Annotated in this window: 15 protein-coding genes; 8 read left to right on the top strand and 7 right to left on the bottom strand. The window is 63.2% G+C overall.

Translation table 11 applies throughout. From position 1 onward, the window contains the following. Positions 1 to 53 precede the first annotated feature (53 nt). The 7 genes from CAL22_RS06760 to CAL22_RS06730 form a co-directional block, all read right to left on the bottom strand. Positions 54 to 1355, bottom strand: a complete 1302-nt coding sequence (locus CAL22_RS06760; protein ID WP_094811637.1) for a citrate synthase — start codon at positions 1353 to 1355, stop codon at positions 54 to 56. A 20-nt stretch (positions 1356 to 1375) separates the two neighbouring features. Next, complete coding sequence (locus tag CAL22_RS06755) at positions 1376 to 1636, bottom strand: succinate dehydrogenase assembly factor 2 (protein ID WP_094811635.1); 261 nt, start codon at positions 1634 to 1636, stop codon at positions 1376 to 1378. Between the two features lie 25 nt (positions 1637 to 1661). Then, the gene (locus CAL22_RS06750) at positions 1662 to 2378 is read right to left on the bottom strand and encodes a succinate dehydrogenase iron-sulfur subunit (RefSeq protein WP_029578642.1); all 717 of its coding nucleotides are present in this window, start codon (positions 2376 to 2378) and stop codon (positions 1662 to 1664) included. A 13-nt stretch (positions 2379 to 2391) separates the two neighbouring features. Next, positions 2392 to 4170: a succinate dehydrogenase flavoprotein subunit gene (gene sdhA, locus CAL22_RS06745; RefSeq protein ID WP_094811633.1), complete on the bottom strand. Its 1779-nt coding sequence runs from the start codon at positions 4168 to 4170 to the stop codon at positions 2392 to 2394. Positions 4171 to 4173: 3 nt separating this feature from the next. Continuing rightward, positions 4174 to 4557: a succinate dehydrogenase, hydrophobic membrane anchor protein gene (gene sdhD, locus CAL22_RS06740; protein ID WP_094811631.1), complete on the bottom strand. Its 384-nt coding sequence runs from the start codon at positions 4555 to 4557 to the stop codon at positions 4174 to 4176. Beyond that, positions 4557 to 4970 carry a succinate dehydrogenase, cytochrome b556 subunit gene (sdhC, locus tag CAL22_RS06735; RefSeq protein WP_094811629.1) on the bottom strand — a complete coding sequence of 138 codons (414 nt, stop codon included), beginning with the start codon at positions 4968 to 4970 and terminating at the stop codon, positions 4557 to 4559. The genes sdhD and sdhC overlap by 1 nt, the downstream gene beginning before the upstream one ends. 121 nt (positions 4971 to 5091) lie before the next feature. Further along, positions 5092 to 5871 carry a GntR family transcriptional regulator gene (locus tag CAL22_RS06730; RefSeq protein ID WP_094811627.1) on the bottom strand — a complete coding sequence of 260 codons (780 nt, stop codon included), beginning with the start codon at positions 5869 to 5871 and terminating at the stop codon, positions 5092 to 5094. Between the two features lie 319 nt (positions 5872 to 6190). Between CAL22_RS06730 and CAL22_RS06725 the strand changes: the two genes are divergently transcribed. From CAL22_RS06725 to CAL22_RS06690, 8 genes are all read left to right on the top strand, one after another. Next, positions 6191 to 7180: a malate dehydrogenase gene (locus CAL22_RS06725; protein ID WP_094811625.1), complete on the top strand. Its 990-nt coding sequence runs from the start codon at positions 6191 to 6193 to the stop codon at positions 7178 to 7180. Positions 7181 to 7388: 208 nt separating this feature from the next. Further along, a complete protein-coding gene (prpB, locus tag CAL22_RS06720; RefSeq protein ID WP_094811623.1) occupies positions 7389 to 8282 on the top strand; it encodes a methylisocitrate lyase in 894 nt (297 codons plus the stop codon). A 73-nt stretch (positions 8283 to 8355) separates the two neighbouring features. Then, positions 8356 to 9546: a bifunctional 2-methylcitrate synthase/citrate synthase gene (gene prpC / locus CAL22_RS06715; protein WP_094811621.1), complete on the top strand. Its 1191-nt coding sequence runs from the start codon at positions 8356 to 8358 to the stop codon at positions 9544 to 9546. Positions 9547 to 9601: 55 nt separating this feature from the next. Then, the gene (locus CAL22_RS06710) at positions 9602 to 11062 is read left to right on the top strand and encodes a bifunctional 2-methylcitrate dehydratase/aconitate hydratase (protein WP_094811619.1); all 1461 of its coding nucleotides are present in this window, start codon (positions 9602 to 9604) and stop codon (positions 11060 to 11062) included. A 59-nt stretch (positions 11063 to 11121) separates the two neighbouring features. Then, complete coding sequence (locus CAL22_RS06705; protein ID WP_094813476.1) at positions 11122 to 11544, top strand: CopD family protein; 423 nt, start codon at positions 11122 to 11124, stop codon at positions 11542 to 11544. 27 nt (positions 11545 to 11571) lie between these two features. Beyond that, positions 11572 to 13206 carry a THUMP domain-containing class I SAM-dependent RNA methyltransferase gene (locus tag CAL22_RS06700; protein ID WP_094811617.1) on the top strand — a complete coding sequence of 545 codons (1635 nt, stop codon included), beginning with the start codon at positions 11572 to 11574 and terminating at the stop codon, positions 13204 to 13206. Between the two features lie 233 nt (positions 13207 to 13439). Beyond that, positions 13440 to 13625 carry a hypothetical protein gene (locus CAL22_RS06695; protein WP_167383572.1) on the top strand — a complete coding sequence of 62 codons (186 nt, stop codon included), beginning with the start codon at positions 13440 to 13442 and terminating at the stop codon, positions 13623 to 13625. A 183-nt stretch (positions 13626 to 13808) separates the two neighbouring features. Then, positions 13809 to 14333: an RDD family protein gene (locus CAL22_RS06690; protein WP_094811615.1), complete on the top strand. Its 525-nt coding sequence runs from the start codon at positions 13809 to 13811 to the stop codon at positions 14331 to 14333. Positions 14334 to 14343: the final 10 nt, after the last annotated feature.

Below are 14343 nucleotides of genomic sequence, written 5' to 3'. Positions count from 1 at the left end.
TGATGGCAGCCGGGTTCTGGTGGCCGCGCATGACGCGCGGCCGGGCATAGCGATCAGCGCTTGGGAACGTCGCGCACGACCGAGCCGGTGTACAGCTGACGCGGACGGCCGATCTTGTAATCGGGGTCGGACAGCATTTCGTTCCACTGAGCGATCCAGCCCACCGTACGAGCCAGCGCGAAGATGGCCGTGAACAGCGAGGTCGGAATACCAATGGCGCGCTGCACGATGCCCGAGTAGAAGTCGACGTTCGGGTAGAGCTTGCGCTGCACGAAGTAGTCGTCTTCCAGAGCGATGCGCTCCAGCTCCATGGCCAGCTTGAACAGCGGGTCGTTTTCCAGACCCAGGGCGCCCAGCACTTCCTTGCAGGTTTCCTGCATCAGCTTGGCGCGCGGATCGTAGTTCTTGTAGACACGGTGGCCAAAGCCCATCAGGCGCACGCCCGAGTTCTTGTCCTTGACCTTCTCCATGAACTCGCCGACCTTGGCCACGCCGCCATTGGCCTGCAGGTCTTCGAGCATCTGCAGGCAAGCTTCGTTGGCGCCGCCGTGAGCCGGGCCCCAGAGGCAAGCCACGCCAGCGGCGATGGCAGCGAAGGGGTTGGTGCCCGACGAGCCGCACAGACGCACGGTCGAGGTCGAAGCGTTCTGCTCGTGGTCGGCATGCAGGATGAAGATGCGGTCCAGCGCGCGCTCGACCACGTCATTGACCTTGTACTCTTCGCAGGGCGTGGCAAACATCATGCGCAGGAAGTTGCCGGTGTACGACAGGTCATTCTGCGGATAGATGAAGGGCTGGCCTTGCGAGTACTTGTACGCCATCGCGACCAGCGTCGGCATCTTGGCGATCAGGCGGATCGCGGAGATGTGACGATGCTGCGCGTTCGTGATGTCGGTCGAGTCGTGATAGAAGGCCGACAGCGCGCCCACCAGACCGGTCAACACGGCCATCGGGTGTGCATCGCGGCGGAAGCCACGCAGGAAGAAATGCAGTTGCTCGTTGACCAGCGTGTGATGCGTGACCTGCGAGTCGAAATCGGTCTTCTGTGCGCCGTCCGGCAGCTCGCCGTTCAGGATCAGGTAGCAGATATCGAGGAAGTCGCAATTGACCGCCAGTTGCTCGATGGGGTAGCCGCGATACAGCAGCTCGCCCTTGTCGCCGTCGATATAGGTGATGCCCGAGGAAGTCGCAGCGGTCGACATGAAACCGGGGTCATAGGTGAACATGCCGGTCTGGCCATACAGCTTGCGGATGTCGATCACATCCGGGCCGAGGGTGCCCTTGTACACCGGCAATTCGATAGGTGCGCTGCCATCCGATAGGGATAGAGTGGCTTTTTTGTCAGACAAGTTCATCGCTGTTTCCTCGTAATGAATCAGAGCTCTTGCATCTGCGCAATGATGGCGCGCAGCCTCGGGGTGTTCAACTCGCCCTCCGGCTCTTTGCGCGCCAGCAGCAGATCGAGCAGATCGTTGTCTCCAAGCTCGAAGAGCTGCGTTAGCGCCGATACATCTTCGTCGGTAAGCTGAAGCTCATACGCATCCAGATACCGGGTGATGATGAGGTCGTTCTCGAGCAAGCCACGGCGCGCGCGCCAGCGTAGCCGAGCCCTTTGCAATTCCGTAAGCTTGCTCATTGAAGGCCTTCGATACTAATAAGCACTAGACCGTCCGCCGGACCATCAGTTCTTTGATCTTGCCAATCGCCTTGGTCGGGTTCAGACCCTTGGGACAGACGTCGACACAGTTCATGATCGTGTGGCAGCGGAACAGACGGTACGGGTCTTCCAGGTTGTCCAGACGGCGGCCGGTTGCTTCGTCGCGGCTGTCGGCGATGAAGCGGTAGGCTTGCAGCAGGCCGGCGGGGCCGACGAACTTGTCCGGATTCCACCAGAACGACGGGCAGGAGGTCGAGCAGCAAGCGCACAGAATGCACTCGTACAGACCGTCGAGCTCTTCGCGCGCTTCCGGCGACTGCAGACGCTCGCGTTCGGGCGGCGGCGTGTCGTTGATCAGGAAGGGGCTGACCGAGTGGTACTGATTGAAAAAGTGCGTCATGTCCACGATCAGATCGCGGATCACGGGCAGACCAGGCAGCGGCTTCAGAACGATGGGTTCCTTGAGCTCGCGCAGGTTGGTCGTGCAGGCCAGACCGTTCTTGCCATTGATATTCATGGCATCGGAGCCGCAAACGCCTTCGCGGCAGGACCGGCGCAGGGCCAGGCTGTCATCGACGTCATTCTTGATGCGCACCAGCGCATCAAGCAGCATCTTGTCGGTCGGCTGAAGCTCGACTTCCAGCTTCTGCATGTAGGGGCGCTCGTCCTTGTCCGGATCGTAGCGGTAGATTTCGAATTTAACGATTCGTTTGGTGCTCATACCGGCATCCTGCTTAGAAAGTACGGGCCTTGGGCGGGAAGGAGTCGACCGTCAGAGGCTTCATCTGAACCGGCTTGTAATCCAGGCGGCTGCCTTCGGAATACCACAGCGTGTGCTTGAGCCAGTTTTCGTCGTCGCGGGTCGGGTGATCATCCAGGGCGTGTGCGCCGCGGCTTTCGGTGCGATTGGCGGCCGACTTGATGGTGGCGCGAGCCACTTCGGTCATGTTGGCCAGTTCCAGCGCCTCGACGCGCGCGGTGTTGAACACCTTGGACTTGTCCTTGAAGTAGATGCTGCCTGCCACCTTGGCCAGATCCTCGATCTGCCCGACGCCTTCGTTGAGCAGATCCAGCGTGCGGAACACGCCGCAATGGCGCTGCATCGACATGCGGATCGCGTTGGCCACGTCCTGGGTCTTTTCACCCGAGGTGCGCGACTCGAGCGCGTTGACGCGGTTGAGCGAGAAGTCGACGGCTTCCTGGGGCACGGGCTTGTGCGCGTGCTGGCGCTCGGGATGCGAGTTGACGATGTGATTGCCCGTGGCGCGGCCAAAGACGATCAGATCCAGCAGGGAGTTGGTGCCCAGGCGGTTGGCGCCGTGCACCGAGACCGCGGCGCATTCGCCGATGGCGTACAGACCGTTGACGATCTTGTTTTCACCGTTGATGCGCTCGAGCACCTGGCCATGATAGTTGGCCGGAATGCCGCCCATCTGGTAGTGAATCGTCGGCACGACCGGGATCGGTTCCTTGATCGGATCGACGTTGCCGAACTTGATGGCGATTTCACGGATCGAGGGCAGGCGCTTGTTGATCACGTCGGCGCCGAGGTGATCGAGCTTGAGCACCACATAGTTGCCGTCCGGACCGCAACCGCGGCCTTCCTTGATTTCCTGGTCCATCGAGCGCGACACGAAGTCACGCGGCGCCAGATCCTTGAGCGTGGGCGCATAGCGCTCCATGAAACGCTCGCCATCCTTGTTGAGCAGGATGCCGCCTTCGCCGCGCACGCCTTCGGTGATCAGCACGCCCGCGCCGGCCACGCCGGTCGGGTGGAACTGCCAGAACTCCATGTCCTGCAGCGGGATACCGGCCCGTGCGGCCATGCCCAGACCGTCGCCGGTGTTGATGAAGGCGTTGGTCGACGCCGCCCAGATACGGCCGGCGCCGCCGGTGGCCAGCACCGTCGTCTTGGCTTCCAGGATGTAGATGTCGCCGGTTTCCATTTCCAGGGCGGTCACGCCCACGACATCACCCTCTTCGTTGCGCAGCAGATCCAGCGCCATCCATTCGACGAAGAACTTCGTGCGCGCGGCAACGTTGCGCTGATAGAGCGTGTGCAGCAGCGCGTGGCCCGTCCGGTCGGCCGCGGCACAGGCACGCTGCACGGGCTTCTCGCCGAAGTTGGCGGTGTGCCCGCCGAAGGGACGCTGATAAATCGTGCCGTCCGGATTGCGGTCGAACGGCATACCGAAGTGCTCGAGCTCGTAGACGGCGTTGGGCGCTTCACGGCACATGAACTCGATGGCGTCCTGGTCGCCCAGCCAGTCCGACCCCTTGACGGTGTCGTACATGTGCCAGTACCAGTTGTCTTCGCTCATATTGCCCAGCGAGGCGCTCACGCCACCTTGCGCGGCAACCGTGTGCGAGCGCGTGGGGAACACCTTGGACAGGACCGCAACCGACAGCCCGGCCTGGGACAGTTGCAAGGAACAGCGCATGCCGGCTCCGCCGGCGCCCACGACCACCACGTCAAACTGGCGGCGCGGCAATGAATTCTTGACAGCGACCACGGCTTAGATTCTCCAGATAATTTGCGCGAAGTACACGACGGTGCCGATGAGCCACAGGAGGGTCAGCACTTGCAGCAGCAGGCGCACGCCCACCGGCCGCACATAGTCCATCCAGATATCGCGCACGCCGATCCAGGCGTGCCAGGCCAGCGCAAAGAAAGCGAGCGAGGCCAGGATCTGGCCCACGGGAAGAGCGAACACGTGGAAGGTGAACAGCGCCTTCCAGTTTTCATAGTTATAGGCCGGCATGATCAGCAGGCCGATGATCAGCACCAGCGTGTAGATGGCCATGATGACGGCCGTCAGACGCTGAGCGATGAAATCCATGGTGCCGTAGTGGGCACCGACGACAAGGCGCTTGGGGCCGTAGTTCTTGGTGTCTTCCATTACAGGACTCCGAACAATTTGAGAGCGAACACCAGGGTCAGGACCAGGCTGACCGCAAACACGATTGCGGCGCTCTTGCGGCTCGAAGCCTTGTCGATGCCGATATGCAGATCGAGAAGGAGGTAGCGGATGCCTGCACAGAAATGGTGCAGATAGCCCCAGATCAGTACGAGGAGCACAAGCTTGACGAGGGGGTTGCCCGCGTATTGGGCGACCTGCGCAAAGCTTTCGGCCGAGGTCACACTAGCCGCAAAGAGCGGCACGATGACCAAGGGCAGACAGAGAAAGAGCAAAGCGCCGCTGATGCGGTGCAGGATGGACAGTCTGCCAGCCAGAGGCAAGCGATAACTGAGGATTTGCGGAACGCTGATATTGCGAAACTGCGGACGCGGCTTGGCAGCTGAGTCGGACATGACGGCCTCGGTGTTTCGGAACTAGGGGATCGTGACGGCGAAAACGCCATTGCCCAAATGGGCAAACACATTATTTTCGCTCAGAGAACGGGTTCGTATCAAATCGTAGAGAAAAAGTTCATCAATTCAAACTATTGCGGTAGTGATAATGATCGGTTAGGTACAGCCCGCGGCGCACTTCCATCGGCCGGTCGCCGTAGGTGTAGGAAATGCGGTCCACCTGCAAAAGCGGGGTACCCGGTGTGACATGCAGCAACGTGGCGACCTCCTCGGAGGCGGCCACGGCACGGATTTTTTCGTCGGCGCGCACCATGCTCACGCCAAACTCGGACTCATACAGGCCATAAAGCGGGACGCGCTTGGCCTTGAGCAACTCCAGGGTCAGGCCGCGGAACGCCGCCCCCGGCACCCAGATGTCGTCGATGATGACCGGCACGTGATTCATGGCCAATTGCCGCCGGATGGACACCACGGTCTCGCCGGCACGCAGCTCCAGGGCGCGCGCGATCTCGGCGGGCGCTCTGAGGCGCCGGCAATCCAGAATGCGGTTTTCGGCCCGCCCGCCCTCGCTCGTTTCATCGGGGGCCAGGCGCAGGAAGCGATAGCGCACCCGCGGCTCGTGGTGCGTGGCCACGAAAGTGCCCTTGCCCTGGCGGCGCAGCAACATGTGCTCGGCGGCCAATTCGTCGACGGCCTTGCGCACCGTGCCCTGGCTGACCTGAAAACGGGCAGCCAGGTCGATTTCGGAGGGGATGAGTTCGCCGGGCTTCCATTCGCCCCGCTCGAGACTCTGGACCAGCAGGTCCTTGATCTGGCGATACAACGGACTGAAAGCGGCACCCTCGCCCACCTGTCGGGTGTTGCGGGTACGTAGCGAAAAGTCGGGCCTGGGATCTGCCATGGAATGTCTTGAAATCTTCATATTTGCCCGGTGAGCCGGGGACGGACCCGAAGCGTTACGCTATGCCCTGCCTGATTGGAGGCCGTAGCGCGAAAAGCGGGCTGATCCGGTGTCGAACAAACATCCTATTGTCGCACAAGCGCCCCCGACATGTCCAACGTCTTATGTCTTATATAAGATATAAGAGAAATTGACGGACGCGTAAATTCGATCTAGGATTTCGCGCTATCGGAGCGCCGCGCCCACCCCCCGCGCGGCCGGCCCCAAGGATTACACTGTTTGGCGCGTTTCATCTCGCCAGTCCATATGGAGAACACACATGTCTAAGCCCGCCATGCGAGTCGCCGTCACCGGCGCCGCCGGCCAAATCGGTTACGCCCTGCTGTTCCGCATCGCCTCCGGCGAAATGCTCGGCAAGGACCAGCCGGTTATTCTGCAACTGCTCGAAATCCCCGACGAGAAGGCCCAGAAGGCCCTCAAGGGCGTGATCATGGAGCTGGAAGACTGCGCCTTCCCGCTGCTGCAGGAAGTCACCGCCCACAGCGACCCCAAGACCGCCTTCAAGGACGCCGACGTGGCCCTGCTGGTCGGCGCCCGTCCGCGCGGCCCCGGCATGGAGCGCAAGGACCTGCTGACCGTCAACGCCCAGATCTTCACGGCCCAGGGCCGCGCCCTGAACGAAGTGGCCAGCCGCAACGTCAAGGTGCTGGTGGTCGGCAACCCGGCCAACACCAACGCCTACATCGCCATGAAGTCGGCGCCGGATCTGCCGGCCAAGAACTTCACCGCCATGCTGCGCCTGGACCACAACCGCGCGCTGTCGCAACTGGCCGCCAAGTCGGGCAAGGCTGTTGCCGGCATCGAAAAGCTGGTCGTGTGGGGCAACCATTCGCCCACGATGTACCCCGACTACCGCTTCGCCACCGTTGACGGCCAGCCCCTGGCCAAGGTCATCAACGACGACGCCTGGAACCGCGACACCTTCATCCCCACCGTGGGCAAGCGTGGCGCCGCCATCATCGAAGCCCGCGGCCTGTCCTCGGCCGCTTCGGCCGCCAACGCCGCCATCGACCACGTCCGCGACTGGGTTCTGGGCAGCAACGGCAAGTGGGTCACCATGGGCATCCCCTCGGATGGCTCCTACGGCATCCCCGAAGGCATCATCTACGGCTTCCCGGTCACCACGGTCAATGGCGAATACACCATGATCAAGGATCTGGAAATCGACGCCTTCTCCCGCGAGCGCATGGACTTCACGCTCAAGGAACTGCTCGAAGAGCGTGACGGCATCAAGGATCTGCTGAAGTAATTCAGCCAGCTCCCGATTGGGCCCGCTTCGGCGGGCCCAATTTCCAGGAGCCCATGCCGGAACATGAGCGTGTCCCTTTGCAATAGTCGCCGAGGGGACAGACTTATTTTCCGGACACCGCTAGGGTGAGCGTCAAGACCACGCCCGGCATGACAACATCCATTGGCCGCCCGCAGGCTGGCCAGCACAACACTCGGAGACCCCAACCATGTCCAGACCCGAATCGCCCGGCGCCCTCTTTCGCCGCGCCTTGGCCGACGAACACCCCCTGCAGATCATCGGCGCCATCAACGCCAACCATGCGCTGCTGGCAAAACGCGCCGGCTACCGTGCCATCTATCTTTCCGGCGGCGGCGTGGCGGCGGGCTCGCTGGGCCTGCCCGACCTGGGCATCAACACGCTCGACGACGTGCTCACCGACGTACGGCGCATTACCGATGTCTGTGACCTGCCGCTGCTGGTCGACATCGACACCGGCTTCGGGCCGTCTGCCTTCAATATCGGCCGCACCGTCAAAAGCCTGATCAAGTTCGGCGCGGCAGCCTGCCACATCGAAGACCAGGTCGGCGCCAAGCGCTGCGGACATCGCCCGGGCAAGGAAATCGTCAGTACCGAGGAGATGGCCGACCGCGTCAAGGCGGCCGCCGATGCCCGCACCGACAGCGACTTCTTCCTGATCGCGCGCACCGACGCCATCGCCTCGCACGGCGTGGACGCTGCCATCGAACGCGCGCTGGCCTGCGTGGATGCGGGCGCCGATGCCATCTTTGCCGAAGCCGCCTACGATCTGGCCACCTACCGCCGCTTTGTCGATGCCGTGAAAGTGCCCGTGCTGGCCAACATCACCGAGTTCGGCAAGACGCCGCTATTCACCGTCGATGAGCTCGCCAGCGCCGGCGTGGGCATGGTGCTCTATCCGCTGTCGGCCTTCCGCGCCATGAACAAGGCAGCGGAATCGGTCTACCAGGCCATCCGCCGCGACGGCCACCAGAAAAACGTGCTGGACTTGATGCAAACCCGCGACGAACTCTACGATCGTATCGGCTATCACGCTTTCGAGTCGCAGCTGGACTCGCTGTTTGCCAAGGACAAGTCGAAGTAAAGCGTGCTGGCCCGGTCAGCCGGCCGGGTCAGTGTCGTCTGTGTCTATTCCATCGGAAGGAGAACGAGAGACTATGAGCACCTCGCAAAAAAAGGCAGCGCCCGCCCCGGCGCAAACCGAAGAGAAGGCTGGCTTCAAACCCAAGAAATCCGTGGCCCTGTCGGGCGTGGTCGCAGGCAACACGGCGCTTTGCACCGTAGGCCGTACCGGCAACGATCTGCACTACCGCGGCTATGACATCCTGGACTTCGCCGACACGGCCGAATTCGAGGAAATCGCTCACTTGCTGGTGCACGGCAAATTGCCCACGAAGGCCGAGCTCAAGGCCTACAAAGAAAAGCTGCGCTCGCTGCGCGGCCTGCCGGCCCAGTTGCAGACCGCGCTCGAATCGCTGCCCGCTGCCAGCCATCCCATGGATGTCATGCGCACCGCCGTGTCGGTGCTGGGCTGCGTGCTGCCCGAAAAGGATGACCACAACACCCCGGGGGCACGCGACATCGCCGACCGCCTGATGGCCAATCTGGGTTCGGCCCTGCTGTACTGGTATCACTACAGCCACAATGGGCGCATCATCGACGTGCAGACGGACGATGACAGCATCGGCGGCCATTTTCTGCATCTGCTGCACGGCCAGAAGCCCAGCGACGATTGGGTGCGCGCGATGCACACCTCGCTCATTCTGTACGCAGAGCACGAATTCAACGCCTCGACCTTCACCGGCCGCGTCATCGCGGGCACCGGCTCCGACATGTATTCGGCCATCACCGGTGCCATCGGTGCGCTGCGCGGCCCCAAGCATGGCGGCGCCAACGAAGTCGCTTTCGACGTCCAGAAGCGCTATGACTCGCCGGAGGAGGCCGAGGCCGACATCCGCAAACGGGTCGAAAACAAGGAAGTCATCATTGGTTTCGGCCATCCGGTCTATACCATCTCCGACCCCCGCAACAAGGTGATCAAAGAGGTCTCCCGCAAGCTTTCGCGCAAAGCCGGCAGCACCAAGATGTTCGACATTGCGGAACGTCTGGAGACGGTCATGTGGGATATCAAGAAGATGTTCCCCAACCTGGACTGGTTCTCGGCCGTGAGCTATCACATGATGGGCGTGCCCACCGCCATGTTCACGCCGCTGTTTGTCATCGCGCGCACGGCGGGCTGGTCGGCCCACATCATCGAGCAACGCATCGACAACAAGATCATCCGGCCCACCGCGAATTACACCGGCCCGGAGAACCTGAAGTTCGTGCCGATCGAAAAGCGCAAGTAACTCTCCGACCGGGCGGGGCCTGAGGGCTCCGCCCCCACATAGGGGTCACGCTTCTATGTCTGCCTCTTTGCCCCCCGCGCCTGCCGGGCCCTCCGCGGTCGATCAGGTCCTGACGGATATTGCCGACTACGTGATCGGCTACGACATCCAGAGCCCGCTTGCCTTCGAGACGGCCCGCAACTGCCTGATCGACACACTGGGCTGCGGCCTGGAGGCACTCGAGTACCCGGCCTGCAAGAAACTGCTCGGCCCGGTCGTGCCAGGCACCGTCGTGCCCCATGGCGCCAAAGTCCCCGGCACCTCCTTCCAGCTCGATCCCGTGCAGGCGGCCTTCAACATCGGCGCCATGATCCGCTGGCTGGACTTCAATGACACCTGGCTGGCCGCCGAATGGGGCCACCCCTCGGACAATCTGGGGGCCATCCTGGCCACGGCCGATTGGCTGTCGCGCACCGCCGTGGCGGCGGGCAAGCCCGCCCTGCGCATGCACGACGTCCTCGTGGCAATGATCAAAGCCCATGAAATTCAAGGCTGCCTGGCGCTCGAGAACGCCTTTAACAAGGTCGGGCTGGATCACGTCGTGCTGGTCAAGGTGGCCTCGACCGCCGTGGTCGCGCGGATGCTGGGCTTGTCACGCGACGAGATCATCAATGCGGTATCCCTGGCCTGGGTGGACGGCCAAAGCCTGCGCACCTACCGCCACGCCCCGAATACCGGCAGCCGCAAAAGCTGGGCCGCGGGCGACGCCACCAGCCGCGCCCTGCGCCTGGCGCTCATCGCCAGAACCGGCGAAATGGGCTACCCCACCGTGCTGACCGCCAAGACCTGGGGCTTTTACGATGTGCTGCTCAAGGGCCAGCCCTTGCGCTTTCAACGGCCCTACGGCAGCTACGTGATGGAAAACGTGCTGTTCAAGATTTCCTACCCCGCAGAATTCCATGCGCAAACCGCGGTGGAGTGCGCCATGCAGATCCACCGCCAACTCGATTCCCTGGGGCGTTCGGCCCAGGACATCCGCCGCATCACCATCCGCACCCATGAAGCCTGCCTGCGTATCATCGACAAAAGCGGCCCCCTGAGCAATCCGGCCGACCGCGACCATTGCATCCAATACATGGTCGCGGTGCCGCTGCTGTTCGGCCGCCTGACGGCAGCCGACTATGAGGACGCGGCCGCCGCCGACCCGCGCATCGACGCGCTGCGCGCGCGCATCCATTGCGTGGAAGACCCTGCGTTCACGCGGGATTACCACGACCCCGACAAGCGTTCCATCGCCAATGCCCTGAGCGTGGAATTTCATGACGGCAGCACGCTGCCCGAGGTGGTCTGCGAGTATCCGCTGGGGCATAAACGCCGCCGGGCAGAGGGCATCCCCTTGCTGGAAGAAAAATTCCGCCGCAATCTGGCCCGCATGCTGCCGGCGCGCCAGCAGCAGCGCATTCTCGACGTTTCTCTGGATCCGGCGCGCCTGCAGGCCATGCCGGTGCACGAGTACGTCGATCTCTACGTCATCTGACCCCTGCCGCTCTCGCCTACAATGGCGTGTTTTCGAATAAGGACACGCGCATCATGGGCATGCTCTGGGTCAAGACCTTCCACATCGTGTTTGTGGCTTCGTGGTTTGCGGGGCTTTTCTATCTGCCGCGCATCTACGTCAACCTCGCGCAACAGTCGGACCCGGCCATCCAGAGCTGTTTGCTGGGCATGGCCCGCCGTCTCTATCGCTTCATGACCATCATCGCCGTGCCGGCGATTCTGCTGGGCCTGTGGCTCTACGTCGGCTACCGCATCGGCGTAGGTCCGGGCAACGGCTGGATGCACGCCAAGCTTTTCCTGGTGCTGCTGCTCATCGGCTACCATCACGCCTGCGGTGTGATGCTGCGCAAATTCGAACAAGGGCGCAACAAGCGCTCGCACAAGTTTTATCGCTGGTTCAACGAGGTTCCCGTCTTGCTGCTCGTGGCGGTGGTGGCGCTCGTCGTCCTCAAACCATTTTGATTGCCTAGCCGGCCAAGGCCCGCCCGTATGTCCCAAGATGAAAACGACCGTCCGCGCAAGACGCTGACGCTCAAAGCCAAACCCGCCGCCAGCAGCGAGCCCGGCGACACTGGCGAACCCGCCCGGCGCAAGCGCAGCGGCGCCCGCGCCCGCCAGGCCGCGCAGATCGAGCGCGCCGCCTACGCCACCCAACGCGACGACGAGCGGCCCGCGCCGCAGCAGCCCGAAGCGGCCGCAGGTTACGCCGAACGCCCCGCGCAGCGACGCAAGCCGCAGCCCTACGCGGCAGCCGAACGCGGCACGCGCTCGCGCGGCGACGACGCAGCCGGCGAGAACCGGCGCCGCAGCGGCATGGGCGTGGTGCGCGACGAAGCGCCCCACGTCGTGCAGCCGGCCCCGGACTGGGATGACGTGCTCGACGGCCAGGACGGCAGCGCGGAGCAAGACGCGCCTGTCATCGATACGCCGCAGGCCTATCGCCAGCGCCGGCACATGGGCCGCCAGGCCGAGACTTTCCGCTGTTATGCCCCCTGCCCCCAGGGCCTGGAGGACGCGCTCACCGCCGAAATGCAAGCCCTGGGCTTTGACGACGCCCAGGCCGGCCGCGCCGGCTGTGCATTCAGTAGCGACTGGTCCGGCATCCAGCGGGCCAACCTCTATTCGCGCCTGGCCACGCGCATTCTGGTGCAGGTCGGCCAGGGCAACCTCAACCACGAGGACGAACTGCTCGACCTCGCTTACAGCGTGCCCTGGGAGCGCTGGTTTGGCCCCGAAGACACGCTGCGCGTGGACACCTCGGCCATCAAAAGCCCCGTCCACAGCCTGCAGTACTGCAATCTGCGCGTCAAAGATGGCATCTGCGACCGGCTGCGCGACCGGGAAGGCGCACGCCCCAGCATCGACACCGTGCGCCCCGACGCCCGCGTGCAACTCTTCATGGAAGGCACGCACGCCACGCTGTATCTGGACACGTCGGGCGAGTCGCTGTTCAAGCGCGGCTGGCGCCTGGACAAGGGCGAAGCGCCGCTGCGTGAGAATCTGGCCGCCGGCATGCTGGCCCTGGCCGGCTGGGATCCGGCCGCCGCGCTGGTCGATCCCTTCTGCGGCAGCGGCACGATCTTGATCGAGGCGGCCTGGATCGCTCTGGGCGTGCCGCCGGGTATTTCCCGGCCCTTCGGTTTCGAACGCATGCGCCAGCACGACGCGCGCCGTTGGCGCGACCTCAAGGACGACGCCCGCTCGCGCATCCGCACGCAACTCGAGACCCCGATCGTGGGCTACGACATCGACGAGCGCGCCATCGAGTTCGCGCGCGCCAATGCCGAGCGCGCCTGGCTGACCGAAGACACAATACGCTTCGAAGTGGGTGACGCCCGCCACATCCAGGCTCCGGTCGAACAGGGCTGGATCGTGACCAACCCGCCCTATGGCGAACGCATGGAGATCGCCGACGAGTTCTGGCGCGAATGGTCCGCCTGCCTGAAGCATCAGTTCGCTGGCTGGCAGGCCCATGTGATTTCGAGCGACATGAAGCTGCCCCAGCGGATGCGGCTCAAGCCCGTGCGCCGCATCCCGCTGCACAACGGTTCGCTGGATTGCCGTTTGTTTGCCTTCGAACTGGTGCGTGCCAGCTATCGCGACGGCGCCACCCCCGAGGCTTAGACATAAACATAGGGTTGCAGCGGTCCCGGCCCCCGTGCCAAGTTGTAAAACTGCTGCAACGTCGCAACAATAAGGTGCCCAGGCGGGCACAGCGGCGCCGAATTGGGGCATCATCAGCACCAGGAAGGCGCGTGTTGCACAGAATCACGGCAAGGCTTGCATTGCTCTAGGGTTAACCCTATAATTCGGGTTAACCCTAGACAGAAGCATCAGTCAGCCCGCTGGAGGCTACCGTGATCAACCTGAACAACACTACCCGCCTGACCGACGAACTTGAACGCCAATTGATGTTGCAGGCGATGGAAGAGCAGTTCCGCCCGCATCCCCTGCGTGCCCTGGCCCATGGCCTGCGCAAGCTGGGCCATGGCATCAAGTCGCTGTTTGGCAAGACCGACTCGGCCGCGCACACCGCCGCCTGAGGCACAGGCCCCTGGTGGGCTGTGCTGTCGTATACGAGCTGTACCGAATTCAGTATTGTCAGTTTTCCCCTTGGGGGCTGCAAAGCCCCTTTTAAGACCCGCCCTAACCGGCGGGTTTTTTTTATCTCGCATCCGGACGCGCAAACGGGCATGACCCGTGCAAGGCTTGCATAATAGGCAGCCATGACCGCCACCCTTGCCGCTCCCCTGCCCCTGACGAGTACGCCCAGCCGCCTGCGCCGTTTCGCCTGCATGATGTACGAAGGCGTGCTGTTGTTCGGGGTCGTGTTTTTGGCGGGCTATCTTTTCGACACCCTGACGCAGAGCCGCCATGCCCTGGCGCTGCGCCATGCCCGGCAGGCCTGGCTCTTCCTGGTGATAGGCATCTACTTCGTGCTGAGCTGGCGCTATCGAGGGCAAACACTGCCCATGAAGACGTGGCATATGCAACTACGGGACCGCCAGGGGCGCATACCGGGCCTGCCTATCCTGTTGCTGCGCTATCTGCTGCTCTGGCCTTTGCCGCTGGCAGCGGCCGGGCTGGTCGCGCTGGCCTCCCATCTGAGCGGCTGGCCCTCGATGGACCTGTTCATCGTCGCCGCGCCATTCGCCCTCTTCCTCCCCACCTGGCTGGATCCGCAGGGCAGCTTTCTCCACGATCGCTTGCTGGGCACCCGGCTGGTCAACGTGCCCGAGGCCAGGACGTAATCCCCTCGTC

This window comes from Bordetella genomosp. 12 (genome assembly GCF_002261355.1).
GTDB lineage: Bacteria > Pseudomonadota > Gammaproteobacteria > Burkholderiales > Burkholderiaceae_B > Bordetella.
The sequence above is the reverse complement of the archived record's forward strand: the minus strand, read 5'-3'. Positions and strand labels throughout refer to the sequence as shown.

What these genes read in the sequence shown, in the direction of transcription:
- CAL22_RS06760 (WP_094811637.1), bottom strand. Translation starts at nt 1,355, where the DNA reads ATGAACTTGTCTGACAAAAAAGCCACTCTATCCCTATCGGATGGCAGC.
- CAL22_RS06755 (WP_094811635.1), bottom strand. Translation starts at nt 1,636, where the DNA reads ATGAGCAAGCTTACGGAATTGCAAAGGGCTCGGCTACGCTGGCGCGCG.
- CAL22_RS06750 (WP_029578642.1), bottom strand. Translation starts at nt 2,378, where the DNA reads ATGAGCACCAAACGAATCGTTAAATTCGAAATCTACCGCTACGATCCG.
- sdhD (WP_094811631.1), bottom strand. Translation starts at nt 4,557, where the DNA reads ATGGAAGACACCAAGAACTACGGCCCCAAGCGCCTTGTCGTCGGTGCC.
- sdhC (WP_094811629.1), bottom strand. Translation starts at nt 4,970, where the DNA reads ATGTCCGACTCAGCTGCCAAGCCGCGTCCGCAGTTTCGCAATATCAGC.
- CAL22_RS06730 (WP_094811627.1), bottom strand. Translation starts at nt 5,871, where the DNA reads ATGGCAGATCCCAGGCCCGACTTTTCGCTACGTACCCGCAACACCCGA.
- CAL22_RS06725 (WP_094811625.1), top strand. Translation starts at nt 6,191, where the DNA reads ATGTCTAAGCCCGCCATGCGAGTCGCCGTCACCGGCGCCGCCGGCCAA.
- prpB (WP_094811623.1), top strand. Translation starts at nt 7,389, where the DNA reads ATGTCCAGACCCGAATCGCCCGGCGCCCTCTTTCGCCGCGCCTTGGCC.
- prpC (WP_094811621.1), top strand. Translation starts at nt 8,356, where the DNA reads ATGAGCACCTCGCAAAAAAAGGCAGCGCCCGCCCCGGCGCAAACCGAA.
- CAL22_RS06710 (WP_094811619.1), top strand. Translation starts at nt 9,602, where the DNA reads ATGTCTGCCTCTTTGCCCCCCGCGCCTGCCGGGCCCTCCGCGGTCGAT.
- CAL22_RS06705 (WP_094813476.1), top strand. Translation starts at nt 11,122, where the DNA reads ATGCTCTGGGTCAAGACCTTCCACATCGTGTTTGTGGCTTCGTGGTTT.
- CAL22_RS06700 (WP_094811617.1), top strand. Translation starts at nt 11,572, where the DNA reads ATGTCCCAAGATGAAAACGACCGTCCGCGCAAGACGCTGACGCTCAAA.
- CAL22_RS06690 (WP_094811615.1), top strand. Translation starts at nt 13,809, where the DNA reads ATGACCGCCACCCTTGCCGCTCCCCTGCCCCTGACGAGTACGCCCAGC.